Origin of the sequence: Hyalangium sp., assembly GCF_035629615.1 — a bacterium.
In the GTDB taxonomy this organism is placed as follows: domain Bacteria; phylum Myxococcota; class Myxococcia; order Myxococcales; family Myxococcaceae; genus Hyalangium.
In genome coordinates, this window is record NZ_DASPHO010000252.1 from 1 (window position 1) to 19,013 (window position 19,013).

At 68.0% G+C, this 19,013-nt stretch carries 16 protein-coding genes; 6 read left to right on the forward strand and 10 right to left on the reverse strand.

Features of this window, described 5'->3' with window-relative positions:
- The 6 genes from VD972_RS12650 to VD972_RS12675 all read right to left on the reverse strand — a co-directional run.
- Positions 1 to 566 (reverse strand): hypothetical protein (locus VD972_RS12650; RefSeq protein WP_324985920.1); only part of this gene is annotated, 566 nt, incomplete at its 3' end.
- A gap of 452 nt (positions 567 to 1,018) precedes the next feature.
- The gene (locus VD972_RS12655; RefSeq protein ID WP_324985922.1) at positions 1,019 to 1,822 is read right to left on the reverse strand and encodes a hypothetical protein; all 804 of its coding nucleotides are present in this window, start codon (positions 1,820 to 1,822) and stop codon (positions 1,019 to 1,021) included.
- Between the two features lie 121 nt (positions 1,823 to 1,943).
- A complete protein-coding gene (locus VD972_RS12660) occupies positions 1,944 to 2,129 on the reverse strand; it encodes a hypothetical protein (RefSeq protein ID WP_324985925.1) in 186 nt (61 codons plus the stop codon).
- Between the two features lie 44 nt (positions 2,130 to 2,173).
- Positions 2,174 to 3,016, reverse strand: coding sequence for a serine/threonine-protein kinase (locus VD972_RS12665; RefSeq protein WP_324985928.1), 843 nt, complete (start codon positions 3,014 to 3,016; stop codon positions 2,174 to 2,176).
- Between the two features lie 455 nt (positions 3,017 to 3,471).
- Positions 3,472 to 4,836 carry a TldD/PmbA family protein gene (locus tag VD972_RS12670; RefSeq protein ID WP_324985930.1) on the reverse strand — a complete coding sequence of 455 codons (1,365 nt, stop codon included), beginning with the start codon at positions 4,834 to 4,836 and terminating at the stop codon, positions 3,472 to 3,474.
- Entirely contained in the window at positions 4,833 to 6,314 is a 1,482-nt protein-coding gene (locus VD972_RS12675) for a TldD/PmbA family protein (RefSeq protein ID WP_324985934.1), read from the reverse strand. The genes VD972_RS12670 and VD972_RS12675 overlap by 4 nt, the downstream gene beginning before the upstream one ends.
- Before the next feature lie 165 nt (positions 6,315 to 6,479).
- Between VD972_RS12675 and VD972_RS12680 the strand changes: the two genes are divergently transcribed.
- The 5 genes from VD972_RS12680 (at position 6,480) to VD972_RS12700 (ending at position 13,420) form a co-directional block, all read left to right on the forward strand.
- On the forward strand, positions 6,480 to 8,603 hold the full coding sequence (locus VD972_RS12680) for an FHA domain-containing protein (RefSeq protein ID WP_324985937.1): 2,124 nt from the start codon (positions 6,480 to 6,482) through the stop codon (positions 8,601 to 8,603).
- A 69-nt stretch (positions 8,604 to 8,672) separates the two neighbouring features.
- A complete protein-coding gene (locus VD972_RS12685) occupies positions 8,673 to 10,013 on the forward strand; it encodes a cyclic nucleotide-binding domain-containing protein (protein ID WP_324985940.1) in 1,341 nt (446 codons plus the stop codon).
- 16 nt (positions 10,014 to 10,029) lie between these two features.
- A complete protein-coding gene (locus VD972_RS12690; RefSeq protein WP_324985943.1) occupies positions 10,030 to 10,521 on the forward strand; it encodes a hypothetical protein in 492 nt (163 codons plus the stop codon).
- A gap of 19 nt (positions 10,522 to 10,540) precedes the next feature.
- Positions 10,541 to 11,857 carry an MFS transporter gene (locus tag VD972_RS12695; protein ID WP_324985945.1) on the forward strand — a complete coding sequence of 439 codons (1,317 nt, stop codon included), beginning with the start codon at positions 10,541 to 10,543 and terminating at the stop codon, positions 11,855 to 11,857.
- Positions 11,858 to 12,325: 468 nt separating this feature from the next.
- Positions 12,326 to 13,420, forward strand: coding sequence for a choice-of-anchor A family protein (locus tag VD972_RS12700; RefSeq protein WP_324985948.1), 1,095 nt, complete (start codon positions 12,326 to 12,328; stop codon positions 13,418 to 13,420).
- Positions 13,421 to 13,481: 61 nt separating this feature from the next.
- Here VD972_RS12700 and VD972_RS12705 read toward each other — a convergent pair whose 3' ends face one another.
- A complete protein-coding gene (locus VD972_RS12705; protein ID WP_324985952.1) occupies positions 13,482 to 15,086 on the reverse strand; it encodes a tetratricopeptide repeat protein in 1,605 nt (534 codons plus the stop codon).
- A 149-nt stretch (positions 15,087 to 15,235) separates the two neighbouring features.
- On the opposite strand from VD972_RS12705, the gene VD972_RS12710 reads away from it, so the two are divergent.
- On the forward strand, positions 15,236 to 16,210 hold the full coding sequence (locus tag VD972_RS12710; RefSeq protein ID WP_324985955.1) for a homoserine kinase: 975 nt from the start codon (positions 15,236 to 15,238) through the stop codon (positions 16,208 to 16,210).
- Positions 16,211 to 16,229: 19 nt separating this feature from the next.
- On the opposite strand, the gene VD972_RS12715 is transcribed toward VD972_RS12710, so the two are convergent.
- The 3 genes from VD972_RS12715 to VD972_RS12725 form a co-directional block, all read right to left on the reverse strand.
- Positions 16,230 to 16,694 carry a nuclear transport factor 2 family protein gene (locus VD972_RS12715; protein WP_324985958.1) on the reverse strand — a complete coding sequence of 155 codons (465 nt, stop codon included), beginning with the start codon at positions 16,692 to 16,694 and terminating at the stop codon, positions 16,230 to 16,232.
- Between the two features lie 69 nt (positions 16,695 to 16,763).
- Positions 16,764 to 17,288 (reverse strand): hypothetical protein, encoded by a 525-nt coding sequence (locus VD972_RS12720; protein WP_324985961.1) that lies wholly within the window; start codon positions 17,286 to 17,288, stop codon positions 16,764 to 16,766.
- A 29-nt stretch (positions 17,289 to 17,317) separates the two neighbouring features.
- A partial coding sequence (locus VD972_RS12725; protein ID WP_324985963.1) for a tetratricopeptide repeat protein occupies positions 17,318 to 19,013 on the reverse strand: 1,696 nt, incomplete at its 5' end.

Genomic DNA, 19,013 nt, shown 5'->3' on the forward strand with positions numbered 1-19,013 from the left:
CCGTACTGGCGCATCTCCTCCACGGTGAGATCTACCCACTGCCCGGCCTCATACGCCGCTCTCTCTGACGCGAAACGCTGCTGGCTGCGGGTCCACCGGTACTGGGTGACACCTGGCTCGGTGGTCTGCCACTCGAGGCGCCAGATGTATTGCCCCTGTGCGAACCGGATCAGGATCTGGCCATGGAAGTTCGTGCCTCCAGTGAAGAGCAGACCCGGGGCCACAGCCCGGTTCAGCGCAGCCAGGTACACCCGCAATTCCTGCCGTCCCTCCTGAAGTCCTTGAGCATTCCAGGGCTTGATTTCGAAGACGTCCTTCGCAGTCATGTCGGTGACATCGGTGATGTCTGGTCGAAGGTTGCGCTCCCCCGCAAGCAAGCGGGATGTGTCCCCGATTTCGGTCTCGGCGAGGATATCAATGATTCTCTTTGTATTATAGAAAACACGATTGCCTGGGTGGTTCACGCCATACATATAGGCAATCAATCGGTGCGCGGCATTGCCAAGGAAGAACTCCCAAGGCGCCTGCGAGCTCGGGTTCCGGCCAGGAACGTTGTAGCCCTGCACGGTCTGCCCAGTGGACTCGCGGCTGGATGTGGGGCCGTCGCTCGCCGCCAGGAGGATTCGAGGTGACGGGCTGGAGATGTGCTGCGCGCGTTTCCTGGCGGCAGCGGTGTCGGGCGCATCCTCCGGGGTGGCAGGACGGTACCTCACCGTCCAGGGAACCCAGTGCGGGGCCCATGGCTTGCCAGGCTGTGGCTTGCCGGGGGACGTGGCACATCCGGTGAGCAACCACAGCGAGAGCAGGCCCACCCAACATTGGGACGTAGCCCGCCAGTTGCCAGCATGCATGCGCGCCTCCCCTCCGCTCACTTTGCACGCGCGGAGTCAGGGTGCAGTAGAATGCGGAGGCCGAGGGAAGACCACGCCCTGCGGGGTTACATCGCGCAGTTCTCCCCTCGGAGTTCGCCTGCAAGATGGCCTTGCGCTTCGCGCTCTCTCCTGGTTTCAAGCCCTTGCTATTGCTTCCCCAAGTCGCGGTCCCACGCATACAGCAGCCCAAGAAGATCCGAAGTGCATGCACCGGACACACGCTCGAATGCCTCTGGCGAAAGCATTTCAAGGCGCTCGCGCAGGAAAGACGGATTGGCCAGTAAATTCCCATGTTTCAGGCCGCGGGCATATCCAAGGGCCCGCGGCATTTCGCGGAGAATGGCCTGCATGCAGTCCTCCTTTGTCGCCCGCGCCATTCGCTCAGCGGCGAGCTCCAAGCGGGTCCGGACAGGGCGGTCGTCCACGGGGCACCATGCGTTCATGGCCCATTCGCAGGCGGCAGTCATCAACTCGTCGAGCGTCAGTACATCAGGGTGGGCTTTAAAGAGGTATCCTGTGGATTGAAGTGGTTCCCAGAAGCGCAGCATCGCTTGAAGTCGGCGTGCAACGCGCTCAGGGCGTAATACCCCTGGTTGCTCAACCGCGAAGTAAAGAGCACCCCAGGCTGTCTCAAGGCTGGCTGCTTCGTATTTGGATCTCACCTGGGCTATGTCCTGCCAATTCAATGCGTCGGCCATGGCACCCATCACCCGTGCAATCATGTACAGGCGCCACGCGGGCCGCTCGCGCTGAAAATCGACTACCTCATGGGCGATGACCACCTCGCCGGGAGGCACCTCCAGCAGCTCGCGAGGAGCGGAGAAGGAGCCGTCCTTGAGGTACTGTTCACCGCACCGGTGGCCCTCCTTGCTGGTCCGGCGGGCCACGGTCATGAAGGAACCGTGAAGGAAAGAAGGCATCAGGAGAGAGGAAGACTGTCCGGGCTTCATGTCGTGCGTGCTATCAGACCCTCACACCGTTGAGGAGAGCACCGGCATGCGCGTGCCTTGGAGTTGAATCCGGGCGCAGCGCATACCGCGGTCCAACCCCGCTCGTTGAGCAGTGGCGGGCTTAGCGTGCAGGAGCATCAGAAAGGGGTGGGAAGATCACGCCGTCCATCGTGAGGCTGCGCTTCCCCCCCGCCTCCCACAGCTTGAGGGTGTAGGGACCCTGGGCCTCGTGGCTCTCCGCCTCGGCCTCTACAATGACGTGCGGCCACCACGCCGAGGAGCGGGCCTCCTGCCAGACGGGCAGCACGCGCAGTTCGCTCCCCCGCGCATCCACCAACGTTGCGCCCTCCGCTACCCAGCCTTCTCCCACGAGGAGTTCGAGCTGCAGTTCAACCGCACTCGGGGGTTGCGCTCGTGCGGCGGCTTGGGCGCGCGCCTGAGCACTTCCTCAATGCCCTCGGCGTCACTCGTGTCGAAGGGCCACACCTCCGTCAACAGCCAGTAAAGCACCACCCCGAGCGCGTACAGGTCGTCCGCGGGCGTAGGCTGGTAACGCTCGCCCTGGGCCCAACTCTTCGCCCGCCAGAACCGCCACGCCTCGGGGCTGCGGTAGTCCGGCGTGCCCGGTGGCAGCCCGCCGCCCTCTCCCGGTGAGGACTGCTGTCCAGCGCTCACCCCAAAGTCCACCAGCACGGGCTCCCCGTCCTCCTCGCGCACGACAATGTTGGCTTCCTTCACGTCACAGTGCACCAGCCTGGCCGAGTGCACGGCCTCCAACGCGCGCGCCACTCCCAGCACCAGGCGCAGCACCCCCAGCGCCGAGGGGTTCTCCGTGCCCGCCCACACGTCCAACTGCCGCCCTTGCACGTACTCCATCACCACCACCAGGCACTGAGGCTGCTGGTCCGGCCACTGCCAGAAGCCGTGCAGGCCCACCACGTGGCGGTGGTGCACACGCGAGAGCGCCAGCACCTCGCGGATGGCCGAGGGCCCCACCTCCGCCAGGGACAACACCTTCAGCGCGTAGAGCTGGCCACCCCGCCGTGCTCGGAACACGGTGCCGAAGCCGCCAGAGCCCAGAGGAGCCTCCACCATATAGGAGCCCACGTCGGTGCCAGGCCCGACTTCCGCCACCTTGGGGCGCCGCCGCCCCCGCCTTTTCGGTGCCGCCGACAGCGCTACGCCCTGGCTCATGGGGCCTACCTCCTGGGTTTGTCGGGCAAGCTACCACAGCGGTGCGGCACGGGTGCGCGTGGGGATGACAGTTCCAGGCTCTTGCATGTCCCTACGGTGGAGCCCCATGTCCGGAACATGCGGACCTTCACCCAGAGACGGAACCAGTAGGCGGAGCTGTGTCCCCAGCACCCAGGGCTGGCCCGCCTTGGGACATGTGTCCAAGTGCCCGTCTTCACACGGGTCGACGTCGCGAGGGGCGATGCGTCCAGTGCTAACTGGGTCAGCAGTGGTCGCTCGCCGGTACTGACTCAGTCAGAAGTGGCCGCTCGCCGGTACTGACTCAGTCAGGAGTGGCTGCTCGCCGGTACTGACTCAGTCAGGAGTGGCCGCTCGCCGGTACTGGCTGAGCAGTGGCGAGGGGGCCCAGGCCTCCGCCCCGAGCCACCTCTACCTGGCGGGTTGGAACTGGCCCGTCAGTCGCCGGAGACCGTGAGCTGCTTGAAGCGGACCGACGGCGCTCCCACGGAGCCGCGGAACTGGAGATCGCTGCCGATGGCATCCACGTCCTGCATCATCTGCAGCAGGTTGCCCGCCACCGTCACCTCCTGCACCGGGTACGCCAGCTCGCCGTTCTCGATCCACAGCCCGTTGGCGCCCCGCGAGTACTCGCCCGTCACCGCGTCCGCCCCACGCCCCAGCATCGCCGTGACGTAGAAGCCGCTCTTCACCTCGCGGATCAGCTCCTCCGGAGGCCGCGTGCCAGGCTCCAGGTACAGGTTGTTCGTCCCGATGTGCGGCAGCGAGCTGTACCCCCGCGACGCGTTGCCCGTCGTCTTCGCCTTCGCCTTGCGCGCGGTGAACGAGTCATACAGGTAGCTGCGCAGCACCCCCTTCTCGAGCAGGGGCGTGCGCCGGGTGGCCACTCCCTCTCCGTCGAAGGGCGCCGTGCCCAGGCCCCGCTTCAGCAGCCCGTCATCCACCACCGTCACCGACTCTGGCGCCAGCCGCTTGCCCAGCTTGCCGACGAAGATGCTCGAGTTCTTGTAGATGGAGTTCCCGTCCGCCGCGTCCGCCAGGTTCCCCACGAACGACGCCGTCATGAGCGGATCGAAGATCACCGGCACCTGCTGGCTCTTCACCCGCCGCGCCCCCAGCATCCGCACCGCTCGCCGCGCTGCCTCCTGGCCCACCGACTCCGGCGTGTCCAGGTCTCCCAGGAAGCGCTTGTAGTCCAGCCAGGAGCTCGTCTGGAGCTGCCCGTTCTCGGAGGCCACCGGCGAGGCGAAGAGGTACACGTACGTGCCCGAGTAGCCCGCGGACACGCCCTCGCTGGAGGCGACATACACCTCCGAGACGTAGTCCCCCGCGCCCACGCTGGCGAAGGTGGTGATGCGCGCGTCCACCGCCTTGCCCGCCTTCTCCATCTCCAGTGCGGCCTTGATCTTCCAGTCCCCTGCCAGCCCCGCCACCGCCTGATCGTACAGCTCGCCCGTCTCCCCAAGCTTGCCCAGCTCCTTCGCCGAGGGCAGCCCGTTGAGCTTGTTGGGCGCCGCCGTCTGCGCCAGACGCAGCGCTCGATCCACGAAGCTGTCCACCGACGCAGGCTCGAAGTCCGACGTGTACGCAAAGCCCAGCCGGTTGTCCTTCGTGATGACCCGCAGGCCCACGCCCTTGCTGGCCGCCTCCGTCAGATCCTCGATCTCCCCGTCCCGCACGCGGCAGCTGCTCTGCCGCCCCACCTCCAGAAACGCCTCCGCCTGCTTCGCGCCCTTCTTCTTCGCGCGCTGGACGATCCTCTTCGCGAGCTGCTCGTAGTTGTTCACGGTCTGTCCCCTCACGAGACCTTCGTCCCGCCCACCGTCATGTTGTCGATCCGCAGCGTGGGCAGCCCCACACCCACCGGGACGCTCTGGCCGTCCTTGCCGCACGTGCCCATGCCGGGGTCCGGCATCGGATCGCACCCCACGCGCGAGACGTTCTTCAGCGCCTCCGGGCCCACTCCAATCAAGATCGCGTTTTTCACCGGCCGGCCGATCTTCCCGTCCTCGATCTGGTACGCCTCGCTCACCTCGAAGACGAAGTTGCCATTGGTGATGTCCACCTGCCCGCCGCCGAAGTGCGCGCAGTACAGCCCGCGCTTCACTTCCTTGAGGATGTCCTCCGGCGAGTGATCGCCCGGCGCCAGGTACGTGTTCGTCATCCGCGGCAGCGGCATGCTCTTGAAGGACTCGCGCCGCCCGCTGCCCGTGGAGCGCTGCCCCATCAGCTTCGCGTTCAGGCTGTCGTACATGTAGCCCTTGAGCACGCCCTTCTCGATCAGCACCTTGCGCTCGCCCGGCACGCCCTCGTCGTCCACGTTGATGGAGCCACGGCTGTTGGCCACCGTCCCATCGTCAATCACGGTGACCAGGTCCGAGGCGACTTTCTCGCCCACCTTCCCCGCGAACAGCGACGTGCCTTTGCGGATGAAGTCCGCCTCCAGGCCGTGGCCCACCGCCTCGTGCAGCAGGATGCCGCTCCAGCCCGGCGCCAGCACCACCGTCTGCGGGCCCGCCTGGCACTCCGCGGCCCCCAGCGTGGCCACCGCCTGCCGCGCCGCCTCGCGCCCCACCTGCTCCGGCGTGAAGGCGTCAAAGTGGCTGAAGGACACCCGGCCACCGCCACCATAGAAGCCCGTGCGCCGCTCCTTGTTCTTCCCCTCGGCCACCACCTGGATGCCGATGCGGCACAGGTCCTGCGTGTCCTCGGTGTAGTGGCCCAGCGTGTTGGCCACCGCGATCCGCTTGGTGTTGTCCACGTAGCTGCCGTTCACCTGCTTCACCCGCGAATCAAACCGCCGCGCCGCCTTGTCCGCCCGCAGCACCAGCTCCGCCTTGAGCGCCACGTCCACGTCCGCCAGCGGCAGGGAGACTTTGTAGTAGCTGGGCGATGGCGTCCGGCTCACCTTGAAGCTCTGCTCCGAGCCGCCCCCCTGTGCGATCATCGCCGCCGTGCGCGCCGCTCGCAGCAGCGCCGCCTCATCCAGGTCATCCGAGTACGCGTAGCCCACTTTGGCGCCGGAGATGACGCGGATGCCCACACCCTGGATCAGCCCGGTCTGGGCGCTCTTGATGCGCGACTCCTCCAGGATGACCGCCGTGAGCAGGGCCCGCTCGATGTACACCTCCGCAAGCTCGCCCCCTCGCTCCATGGCTACCGCCAGCAGGCGCTCGATCAGCGGCTGGGGCAGCAGGGGGGCTGCCACCACCTGCCGGGTGGCCAGAGGGGCCAGCTGAGCCGGGGTGGGGCGCTTCGTCCTCGCTGTCGCAGGGGGCATTCGTATTCTCCAAAGACACTAGAAAAGTGGGGGTGGACCCTAACGGGGCCGTATCCCACCGGCAACGGCCAACGCACTCCGAGTGTTCCAAGAAGGCCCCGTTCGCATTCCCCTGGCCGGGCGGGCGCTCTAAGATGCTCCGGCCTCGCAGACTGGCCTACACCCATGCCCCCTCGCCGACCGACCTCTTCCCGCGCGGATTCCTCGAAGCCCTCAGGTGGCGCGTCGAAGAACGATCACACCGAGCTCAAGCCCTCGCCCTACTACACGAGCCGCGCGAGGAAGAGCCGGCCTGCGCCGCCGGTGCCGGACGAAGTCCCCGAGGATCCCGCTGCGGAGCAGGAGTACTACACCTCCAACCACTACCCGTCCGAGGGTGAGGAGGGGGATCCCCCCGAGGGCACGCCCGTCGCGGACGATCCCCGCGTCGTCTCCAAGGAGTTCCGCGAGATGGACGAGGGAGGGGAGGAGCCCATCGAAGAGGAGGACGACGACAACCCGGACTCCACGCGCGCGGGGCCGCCCATCTCGCTCCTGGTGCTCGAGGGCCCGGACGCCGGCAAGAAGAAGCGCTTCAAGAGCGTGCGCATGGTGGTGGGGCGCGGCAAGGATGTGGACCTGAAGCTGAGCGATCAGGCCGTGTCCCGCCGCCACCTGGAGCTGATCCACGGCGACACCGGCACGATGATGCGGGATCTGGGCGGCGCCAGCGGCACCAAGGTCAACGACGAGCGCGTCGAAGAGAAGCTGCTCAAGCACGGCGACGAGATCGCCATCGGCCGCACGCTGCTGCGCTTCGTGGATGAGCTGGAGGCCGTCAAGCAGTTCCAGGCGGAGCAGGATGCCAAGGAGGCCGAGGCCAAGAAGAAGGCCGAGGAGGCCGCCAAGAAGAAGGAGGAGGAGGCCGCCAAGAAGAAGGAGGAGGCTGCCAACGCCTCCGCGGCGGGCAAGGCGGACGTGGATCCGAACGATCCCCGCCTCAAGGAGGGCACCCAGATCCGCTCCGTGCCCGACGGCATGGCCGCGGTGCCTACCCGCCGGGGGCAGGGCAAGCTCGGCGACAAGAAGGTCCTCTACATCGGCGGCGCAGGTGTCTTCGCGGTGGTCATGCTGGTGGTGATGATCATCTTCATCGTCAAGAAGGATCCGCCCGCTCCGCCCCCGATCGATCCCAAGGAGCAGCTGGCCATCGTGAAGCTGCAGGCGGCGCGCAACGCGATCCGGGACGGCGAGTACGCCGAGGCCGTCAAGCTCATCGAGGATGCGGAGCGGCTCAAGCCGGGCATTGACGAGGAGGGGCTGGCCAAGGCGGCCCAGGCCGAGGCGGCCGTCATGGAGGCCTTCCAGGCGGTGCGCGCGCTGATGACCGAGGGCAACTACCAGGGGGCGCGCCAGAAGCTGGAGGAGGCGCCCCCAGGCACCACCGCCAAGAGCGACGAGGAGCGCGCGCTGCTCGAGAAGGAGCTGACGGAGGCCGAGGCCACCTTCTACAAGAAGCGGGCGGAGGAGCTGCTCGCGGCCAATGACCTGGAGGGGTTGCGTGCCCTCATCCCGAAGCTGCCCTCCGAGGCCCAGCCGCTCTACCGCGACAAGCTGGCGGAGCTGCAGGAGGCGCGGGCCAAGGAGGCCGCGGAGCAGGAGAAGCTGGAGCGCACCAACAAGGTGCTGGCGGCCAAGCGGGCGGCGGAGCGGCGTGCGCAGTTCATCGCCGAGGCCTTCGACGCGGTGGAGCGCAAGTTCGAGAACGGCGACTACGAGCGCGCGGTGCTCGAGTGCGATCGCGTCATCGAGGCCCACAAGGGCGATGATGAGATCCGCGAGCGTGCCAAGAGCCTCAAGCGGCTCATCCCCCAGTTCGCCCGCTCCTTTACGGATGCGCAGCGCAAGGTCCAGGCCAACTCGATGGAAACGGCCGTCCGGCCCTTGAAGAAGTCCGAGGAGCTCTACCGCCAGATCGGCTTCAAGGGCGCGATGCTGGACGCCATCCGCGAGCAGCTCGCCGAGGCCTCCGTGCGCGCGGGCAAGTCCGCCCTGGCACGCAACGACATTGCCAGCGCGGGCGGCCACTTCCGCGAGGCGCTGCGCCTCAACCCCGGGGACTCGCGCGCCAGCGAGGCGCTCACCAACATGCAGGGCAAGGTGAACGAGCTCTACGAGCGCGCCTACATCGAGAAGGACCGGGATCCTCGCTCCGCAGCGGAAAAATTCAGGATTGTCATCGACACGGCCGAAGAAGGCTCCGAGCTCCGGGAGAAGGCGCAGGCTCAGCTGAATGAACTGAGTCCTTGAGGGCCTGAGGGTGCGCTAAGGTGCCGCCCCATCAGCAGCCTTCATGGATCTGCTTCGGGGAGAGCCAGCATGAGTGAATCGTCGCTGCGGGAGCTCGGGATGGACCTGATCGAGGAGCGCCAGTTCGAGCGCGCCCTCGCCGTGTTCGCCGAGTCTGTCCGTCGTCGGCCCGCGGACCACCGCTCTCGCATGCTGGCGGCGCGCTGCCTGGCCGAGCTGGGAGAGCGGGAGCGCGCGGTGACGGCGTACCACGCCTGCGCGGAGGGGCTCCTCAAGCGCGACTACCTGCTGTCCTCCATGGCCGCCTGCAAGCTGGCGCTGGAGATGGCGCCCCAGGAGCGCCGGCTGAAGGACACGCTGGCGCGCCTCCACGCACGCGCGGCTCGCAACGCCCCCGGCCGTGCCTCCGTGCCTCCGCCGCTGCCTCCGGACACGATGTTCGAGGGCAAGGTGGAGGCGGATCTGCTGGAGCTGATGGGCGAGGAGCTCATCGCCCGCGCCCTCGAGGTGCTGGCCGCGCCGGACACGGGCGGCGTGGCGGATCCGAGCAGCCGGCCCCCCCTGCCGCTCTTCGCGGATCTGGATCGGGAGGTGTTCCTGGATCTGGTGCAGCGGATGACGTGGAAGAGCCTGCCGCCGGACACCGTCATCAGCCAGGAGGGGGATGTGGGAGACAGCCTGCACGTCATCGTCGCGGGCAAGGCGGAGGTGACGCGGCTGGTGGACGGGCAGCGCAAGACGCTGGGACGGCTGGGCGGTGGCTCCATCTTCGGAGAGCTGTCGCTCATCACCGGCACGCCGCCCACGGCCTCGGTGAGCACGACGGTGGACACGGAGGTGTTCGAGATCCGCCGCGAGCACCTCAACGCGGTGGCGCGCACCTTCCCCTCGGTGCCGCAGGTGCTGGCCGAGTTCGCGCAGCAGCGCATGGCGCGCAACATGATGGCCACCTCGCCGCTCTTCCAGCAGCTGCCGGAGTCCGAGCGGGCCGCGCTGCTGGGGCGCTTCACGTTCCGGGCGCTGCAGCCGCGGGACAAGGCGCTCACGGAGGGCGAGCTGGCGCCGGGCCTGTTCCTGGTGCTGGCCGGCGAGCTGGTGGTGCAGAAGGAGGATCCGGCCGGCGGCGTGGTGAGCCTGGGCGTGCTGCGCGAGGGCGAGGTGGCGGGGGAGATCTCCCTGCTGGCGGGCACGCCTGCGACGGCCACGGTGGTGGCCACGCGCAAGACGGCCACCGCCTTCATGGAGCGCGCGGCCTTCGGCGAGCTGGTGAGGGAGTACCCCTCCGTGAAGACGTACCTGGATCTGCTCTCGGAGCGGCGGCAGAAGCAGACGGCCGAGGCGCTGCGGCCCGCGGAGATCATCGACGCGGACGAGCTGGTGATCGAGGCAGACTCGGCTGGGGCGGCGTGAGCCAGCGAGGGCCTCCGTGACGCTCCCGCGCTCGCGGGTGATAGGGCTGGCGCTGGCGCTGCTGGCCGGTGGCCTGGTGCTCGCGCTGTGGCCCAACGAGGAGCCATCCGTCGAAGAGGCCATCACCCGGAAGATCATCGAGATGACGCGCTCGGCCGAGGAGAAGGACGTGAGCGCGGTGATGGAGGGCGTCTCCGAGCGCTTCAAGGCCGGCCGGGGCTGGGGCAAGGATCAGGTGAAGGGCGTGCTGCTGGCCCAGGTGCTGCGCGGGCAGTGGGTCCGCATCTTCCACACGGGGCTGGAGGTGACGGAGGTGTCTCCCACCCGAGGAGACTTCGCCGTGAGGTTCATCTTCGCGCGCTCGGAGGCGCAGGAACTGGAGCAGCTGGCTCGGGAGAGCGTGATCGACGCCTGGAGCGTCGAGGGCTCCTTCGAGAAGGAGCAGGATGGGGAGTGGCGGGTGGTGGAGGCGCGCGATCGCCGCGTAGATCCCACCGAGCTGTTCTGAGCACAGGAGCCTTCCGTCGATGAGCACAAAGCGCGCGCCCTTCCGGGAGCTCTTCGGGTGGGCGATGTTCGACTTCGCCAACTCGTCCTACACCACCGTCATCATCACCGTGGCCTTCAGCGTGCTCTTCCCCAAGCTGATCGTCGGGGACGAGCGCGAGGGGAACTTCCTCTGGAGCGTCGCGCTCTCCACCAGCCTCTTGCTGGTGGCGCTGAGCGGGCCGGTGCTGGGCTCCCTCATGGACTTCAGCGCGGCCAAGAAGAAGTTCCTCTTCGCCAGCTACCTGCTGACGGTGACGGCCACCTCCGCGCTGTACTTCGTCACGCCTGGCGCGGTGGCGCTCTGCTTCCTCCTCATCGTGCTCTCCAACTACGGCTTCTCCGTGGGAGAGAACTTCAGCTCGTCGTTCCTGCCCGACCTGGGCCCTCCGGAGGATCTGGGGAAGATCTCCGGGATCGCGTGGGGCGTCGGCTACCTGGGTGGCCTGCTGTCCACCGCTCTCGTGTTCCTGATCACCACCCCCCATGATGCGAGCAACCTTGATGGCGTGCGGCTGATCGGGCCGCTCACCGGTGGCTTCTTCCTGCTGGCCGGCATCCCGACCTTTCTTCTCTTGAAGGAGCGCGGCACCGCGAGGCTCCTCCCGCCCGGGGAGAGCTACCTGGGCGCCGGGTTCCGCCGCCTGGGCCGGACGCTGCGCGAGCTGCGAGACTTCCGCGACCTGATCGTCTTCCTCTTCTCGTTCTTCTTCGCCTACGCCGGGCTCTCCATCGTCATCAGCTTCGCCTTCATCTACGGCGATCAGGTGATCCGCTGGAGCGCCTCCTCCCAGGCGGCCATGTTCGTGCTCACCAACATCTCCGCAGCGGCGGGTGCCTGGCTCTTCGGCTTCATCCAGGACCGCATCGGTGACAAGCGGACCTACAGCATCACGCTGGTCATCTGGATGCTGGCCGTGGTGCTCCTCTGGGGCGCGCCGGGCCTGACGGAGTGGCTCAACGGGGTGCTCGGCACTCAGTGGAAGACGGAGTCCGTCTTCCTCAGCATCGGCGCCCTCGCGGGGCTCTGCCTGGGCTCCACCCAGTCCGCGGCGCGCGCCATGGTGGGCGTGTTCAGCCCCGAGTCCAAGGCCGGCGAGTTCTACGGCTTCTGGGGCCTGTTCGGAAAGCTGTCCGCGATCTTCGGCCTGATGAGCCTGGGCTTCCTCCAGATCCACCTGGGGCTCCGGGGCTCGATCCTGCTGTGCGTGCTCTTCTTCTTCATCTCCCTCGTGATCGCACTCTTCGTGAACGAGAAGCGCGGCCGGGAGATGGCGCGGCAGCACACCGGCGAGTGACGGCCGAGGGCGCTCGCCGCCCTCCTGTTGACCACCGCACAGATGGGCGCCCCTCGCGCGCAGGCGATCTCTTATCCCTGTTTTCCTGTTCTTGTTTGGTTTTGCGGTCTGGGCCGCTGCACTGCCCGTGCGACTAAAACCATTAAAAGCATCAGAGACGAGAAATACAGGAATTCCTTATCGACCTGTTAGCCTTTGTAGGCGGAAAGATCACACAACACTTCATATGGTTGTTGGTCGCGTTAATCCACTAAGCTGCCAGATGCAGCGATACAGGGGGCGTACCGTATTCCTGGAATACAGGTGTATCGGATAAAGGCAAACTGATCCTATGCCTCGCCCCGCGGTGCGGTGGTCGAGTCAGGGAGGAGAAATTCCGTGAAGAGACAGTCCATCCTTGGGTTTGTATTTCTTGCCTTCACTGCGTGTGGTGCGCCTGACCCGTCCGGCTCGGATGAGAAGGGGGGCATGGCCCAGGCACTGAGCAGCGCTGACGCGACGCCGCCGGTGAGCAGCGTCTTCATCGAGCAGACGCCGGATGCGAACGGCAACTACCACAACAACGTCTCCATCCTCATCACGGCGACGGATGACGCAGCCGGGGTCGAGAGCATCCACTGGTCGCTGAGTGGAGCGCAGACAGGCAGCGGCACGGGAGCGGGTTCCTCCGTCTACGTGCCGGTCATCACCAACATGGGGACGACGACGCTCACGTATTACGCGAAGGACCGGGCCAACAACTACGAGGCGGCCCGGACCGTCGTCATCTCGATCACCCCCGTCTCGGAGGTGTGCCGGGAGGTCGAGCTCAACGACTACAACCTCCTGGTGCTCGGGGACTACACCGGCGGCACGGACGTGCGCGGCAAGGTGGCGGCTGGCGGCAACATCACCATGGAGCACTTCACCGTGGGCGCGGAGGTTCCGGCCGACGATCCCGAGAACTCGCTGGTGGCCGGCGGTAACCTGAACATCCGCCACGGCGGCGTGTTCGGCAACGCGCACTACGTGGGCAGCACCACGGCCGACGGCACGGTGACGTTCGCCCGGGGCTCCCTGTCGCAGGCCGAGGCCCTGGACTGGTGGACGCGCGCGGACGAGCTGCAGACGCTGTCCATGCAGCTCGCCTCGCTGGACAGGACCGGGACGACGCACTTCCAGTCCTGGGGTGGGCTGTTCCTGCAGGGCAGCCATCCGCGGGTGAACGTCTTCTGGGTGCCGGCCAGCCAGCTGAGCAACACCCGGTACTTCTCCCTCAACATCCCGACGGACTCCGTCGCCGTCATCAACGTCCTGGGCTTCTCGGCGACCGTTGCCAACTTCGCCAACGCCTACAGCGGCGCCGATGCGCGGAGCGTCCTCTTCAACTTCCCGGACGCCACGAACATCACCGCGTACAACTACGGCTTCTTCGGCACCGTGCTGGCTCCCTTCGCTGACGTCCACTTCAGCAACGGGAGCTTTGATGGCGGCATCTACGCCGGCTCGATGACGGGGAACGCCGAGGGCCACCTCGCCCCGCTGAGGACCTTCACCATCTGCGGCGAAGGGGTTGGCACCTAAGCGCCGCTGCTTCGTGTGAGGTTCAGGGAAGGGCCCGTGGGCAGCCGCGGGCCCTTTTTCCTTACCTGAGCAGGGAGTCCGTCTCGGTCTTCCACGCCTTGGCCATGTTGGGCTGCCCGGCGGCCGTCAGGCGCTTGCCGATCTCGTCCGCCCGCGCTTGGAGCTGCTCGAGGGGCACCTTCCGGGCACGCTCCCGGCTGAGCGCGACGTAGTGGTGCTGCAGCCCCGTGGCGTACTCACCCTGGCCGAAGAGGGCCTCGCCCATCGCCGCATAGGCATCCGGCAAGGGGCCCGCGCCCGTCTCGGGAGTCACCGCCGCCAGCACCTCGCGCGCCCCGGCGTAGTCCTTGCGCGCCAGCAGCAGTGAGCCCTTGGCGTACTGCGCGCGCGCCAGCGAGGGGCCCTTCACGGCGATCGCCCGGTCATACGCCGCCTGCGCCTCGGCCTGTCGGCCCGCCGTCTCCAGCAGGCCGCCTCTTGCCAGCCAGTAGCGATCGTCCCGCTCCAGCGCGCTCACCGTCTTGCCCTCGCCCGCGGACACCTGCACCTCCCGGAAGACGGCCTCATACGCATCCAGCAGCGCCAGCGCCCCGGCCCCATCCCCCGCCTGCTGGAGCGACTTGGCGCCCTCCAGGTAGAGCAGGGAGGCCGTCCGGCGCTTCGAGATCGCCGCCTCGAAGGCGGCTCGAGCGCCTGCATCCTTCTGCGCCGCGAGCACCCGGGCCCGGCCGAAGAGGGCAGAGGGCTCGTCCGGGAGCAGGGCGAGCGCCGCGTCCGCGGCCTTCATCGCCTCCTCGGGATTGCCGCGCGCCAGCGCCAGCTCTGCTCGAGCCGTCAGCGCGCGCACCTTCAGCGCCGGAGTCAGCTCGGCCTCGCGCGCCTGCACCTCCTCCAGCGCCCGCTCCGCGTCGCCCGGCTTCTCCCGCATATAGAGGAGGGCGAGCGCCGCCGTCAGCTTTGCGTGGAGGTGCTCCGGGTTGGCCGAGAGCGCCCGTCCCAGCGCCTCGCCGGCCTGGGCGAACAGCCCCTCCTCGAGCAGCGCCTCCCCGTAGGCCGCCGCGTAGCGCGGATCCTTCCAGGCGGCCTCCGTGGCGCGAGAGAACGCCTGCCTCGCGGCCTGCAGGCTCCCAAGCGCCTGGAGCGCCCGGGCCTGGGCCAGCCACATTCTTGGGTTGCTGGCTCCGCGGTCCCGGAGCGCCGTCAACACCTGATCCGCCTCGGCCGCCTTGCCCTCGGCCAGCAGCAGCCGGGCGCGCACCACCTTGGCGCCGTAGCGCTCCACATCCTTGGACTCCAGGGCCTCGGCGCGGGCCAGGTGCTCGCGCGCCTTCGCCTCCGCGCCCGGCTGGTGATGCTCCAGCCACAGCTCGGTCTGCAGATCCGCGGCCAGCGCGTGCGCCCCGTACACGCTCGCGTCCAGGGCGAACAGGGCCTCCAGCTCCTTCAGCGCCTTCTCCAGATCCGCCGGGTTGCCGCGCTGGGCCTGCGCCTGGGCCGTCTTCAGCCGCGTGTCCGTCTCCTGGCGCACCTTGCCCCGGTGCACGACGTAGGCCACCGCGGCTCCCAGCAGCAGCGCCACCAGCGCCACCTGCACCAGCGCGCTGGCCAGGCTCTCCCGTCGCTTCCAGTCCCGCTGCCCGACGCTACCGCCGTCTGCCATACCCATGCGTGACCGCCTCCCGCCAGGAAAGTTTGAATGGTTTCGGACGTTTATATTGATCAGAGAGCCGCGCCTAGATATGCCCGCCCCCTCTGGGTGTCAACGGAGGGGGGCGGCGGAAGGTTGAGTGGCTGTCCTCTCCGGGAGGAAGCGCGATGGCGGTGTACACGGAGCTGAAGCCCGAGGCGTTTGCTCGGGTGTCCGAGGCGTATGGGCTGGGGCCGGTGCAGGAGGTGGTGACCATCCCCGAGGGCTCCATCAACACCAACCACCGGATCCGCACGCCCGAGGGCCGCCTCTTCCTCCGGCACACCACGGTTCGCTCGGCGGAGGATCTCCGCTTCGAGGCGGCGCTGCTGACCCACCTCACCGAGTCCCACTTTCCCTCTCCCACGCTGCTGCTGACGAAGCAGGGGCGGCCCTTCCTGGAGCTGGAGGGTGGGCGCGTGAGCCTCTTCAAGTGGCTGGCCGGCGAGGAGCTGCGGCGCCCCCAGCTCACCCCGGATCACCTCGAGCGCCTGGGGCTGGAGCTGGGGAAGATGCACCGCATCACCCAGTCCTTCGGAGGCAGCCGGGACAACCCGTACAGCGCCGGGCAGGTGCGCAGCTGGCTGGCCGGGCTGCGGCGCCACAAGGACGACGAGGTGGCCACCGTCGCCGAGGAGCTGGAGGAGCACCTGGAGCGGGCGGAGGGGCAGCGGGGCCAGGGCCTGGAGCCCCGCGGCGTCATCCACGCGGACCTCTTCATGGACAATGTGAAGTGGCTGGCGGATCGGGTGGGGGCCTTCTTCGACTTCGAGATGGCCTGCAAGGACAGCTACGGCCTGGACGTGGCCATCACCCTCAATGCCTGGTGCTTCGACAACGGCGCGTACCTGCCGGAGCTGTGCAGGACGTTCATCCGTGGCTACCAGGACGCGCGGCCGCTGGCGGCGGTGGAGCGCGAGAACCTCTTCGGCCACGCGCTCTTCGGGGCCGTGCGCTACAGCGCCAGCCGCATCCGCGACTTCCACCTGTCGCCGCTTCCCCCCGAGCAGCTCACGCGCAAGGACTTCCGGACCTACCTGGCGCGGGCGCGGGCGCTGGACGCCCTGGGGCCCGCGGGCTTCCTCGCGCTCCTGGGGCTGTGAGCGCGAGCCGTTGCTCGCGTCAGATGCCGGAGACGATCTTCCACTCGCCCTTCACCTTCTTCAGGTGCATCTGCTCCAGCTCGGAGTCGCTCTGGGGCCGGCTGGTGAGCGAGGGCATCCGCCAGCTCGCGTTCCAGAAGTAGATGGCGGTGGCCGCGTCCTCCTCGATGTCCACCTTGCGCACGCTCAGCTCCACCTTCGGCCTGTCGACCTTCTCGAAGAGGTTGGACAGGTGCTCGGGCAAGTTGGCGTAGGTGAGATCGTCCTCGGGATTCTCGGTGCCGCCATCCTCCTTGAAGTCCTCGGAGACGAGCGACTGGATCGCCTTGGCATCACGGGCCTCCAGCCCGGTGCGGTAGCGCTCCATAATGGCGAGGATGGCGCGCGTGTCGTCGGTGTCCGCCAGCTCGGTGCCCGGGATGCGCCGGGGCGTGCAGGCAACGGCCAGCAACAGGGGAAGGACGAGAAGGGCTCGGAAGTTCATGGTGCGGTCGCCTCTAGGGGTGCAACCGCGCTGGTGTCAACTCATTCCCCAGCCTGGAGGGAGGGCGTCTCAGCCCTTGCGCAGCACCTCGGAGATGAAGCGGTTGAGCACCGGCGCCTCGCCGTCCAGGATCTTCAGGCCCTCGGACTGGATGATCCTCTCACCGATCATCGCCAGCGGCTTCATCAGCAGCGGCAGCTTGAGGGAGATCTCTCCGTCCATCGTCCGCTCCGTGGCCCCGCCGACATCGCGCAGCCGGAGCGTGCCCGTGTTCACCAGCATCTTGGAGATGGTGTGAGAGGTGGGCACGTTGGTGAAGGTGAGCTCCTTGCGCTTCTTGTCGTAGGTGGACGTCTCGACGAAGGCGAACCACTCGGGAGGCACGCGCTTGGGGCCGATCGTCGCGATGACGGGCTTGGGGCGGTAGCGCACCTTGCGGCGCACCTTGTCACCCTCGTCCTTGACCTCGAGCGGCTGCACCTCGAGCAGCACGCCGTGGTGCTGGAGGAGGAAGTCGAAGTACCGCGGGTCGAGCATCGCGCGCTCTACCTCGTCCACCGTCCCCGTGATCCGTTGCCGCGATTCGAACCGCATACGCCCTCCTGTGGGTATGGCGCCTGCGTCTAGCGGAAAGCCTGCCGGGGTACCAGAGGTCCGTGGAAGGCTGCATCCTCGAAGTCACATCGGGCGCCCCACTCGGAGGCCGCCTTCCGGAAGGCGGGTCCAAAATCCGGCAGAGCGCCCACCTCATGCCGCACCGCGCCGCAGTCCCCGGCCAGGTAGGAGGACTCCACCAGCATCTTGAGCGCCTCCCGGCGGATGGCCTCGGGCAGTGCTTCTCCGCCGGACGCCAGGGCCAGGGAGAGGTGCTCCCGCCCCAGGGTGGGATCTCCCACCTGCTGCAGCCGTCGGCCCATCAGGTAGTGGAGGTAGGGATCTCGCTGGGATGTCTCCAGGGAGCGGGACAGGTACAGCAGGCGCAGCTCCTCCTTGCGCGAGCGGAAGAAGCGCTCCACGGTGCTCAGGCGCGAGGGGGAGTCCAGCGAGGCGAGCTTGATCTGGGCCGAGCGGGTCAGCTCGGGGCTGGGGGCCAGCGCGAGCACCCGCTCCAGGTACTGCTTCGCCTCGTCCAGCTTCTCCAGGCGCAGGGCCATGTCCGCCTGGTCCATCACCACCTCGGCCTCCAGGGCCGGCTGCTCCTTCACCTTGGGCTGCTGAGCGAGGGTGGCCAGCAACTGGGCGGCCTCGGTGGTGCGGTCGAGCTGATCCAGGGCCAGGGCCTGGCCCATGACATAGGTGGGCTCCTCGGGCTGAAGGTCCGCGGAGCGCCGGTAGAGCTCGAGCGCCTCCTGCGGATCGCTGGAGAGCGCGTCCTGGGCGACCTTCTGGAGCCTTGCCACCTCGCGGGCGCAGGCGCGGGTGAAGAGGGCGCCGGTGCGAAAGCGCAGGAAGGCGCGGCTGATGGCCGCCTCGTCCAGCGGCAGCGCGTCCAGGGAGCGCTCCCACTCGGTGACGAGATCGTCCAGCGAGCGTCCATAGGCCTGCTGGAAGTCCGCGTGGGCGTAGAGCGTGCGCACCTTCTCCGCGCCGTAGGTGTCCGCCAGGTAGCGCAGGAAGGAGCCCGCCACCGTGTACGCCCGCGTGGGCGCCGCCTGGTAGAAGCCCTCGGTGCCCATCAGCTTGCGCATGTCCGGGGCCAGCTTCTGGCGGCGCATGCCAGCGGCCCACTGGTGCAGCGTGAGCTCGCCCTGGACGGGATCGTCCGCCGCCACCGCGAAGCCCTCGATCACCCCCATCAACGGCCAGAGCCCGAAGCGCGTGGTGACGCGGAACGGACCGCTGCCCGCGGGCGCCGCCATCACATGCGCCAGCTCGTGGTGCAGGCTGGTGTGAGGGAAGGGCCGATCGTTGATGTGCAGCTCATAGAGCCACGGCTTGGCGAACTGCGTCCTCCCAGCGCCCACCAGCGCCTGCTTGTCCTCGTCCTTCCCGTACAGGTAGACGCGGATCCGCTCCGGGGGGGCACCTCCCAGGAACTGGGAGAGCTGGCGGTGGCGGAACTCGAGATCCCTCACCAGCCGCTCCACGGCCTCGCGATCCATCCCGCGCGGGTAGTGCAGGCGGAAGTGCTCCGTGTCCCGCACGCCTCCGAGCTGCTCGGCCAGGTACTCATGCGTCATCCGCAGCCCGAGCGCCGGCCCTCTGGCTTCCAGCAGGACCACGGTGCCTACCAGCAGTCCCACCAGCACCCACGAGCCGGGTGAGGGACGGGGACGGACGAGGCGGCCCTCGCGCACGTCCAGGCCCAGAGCGGCGAGC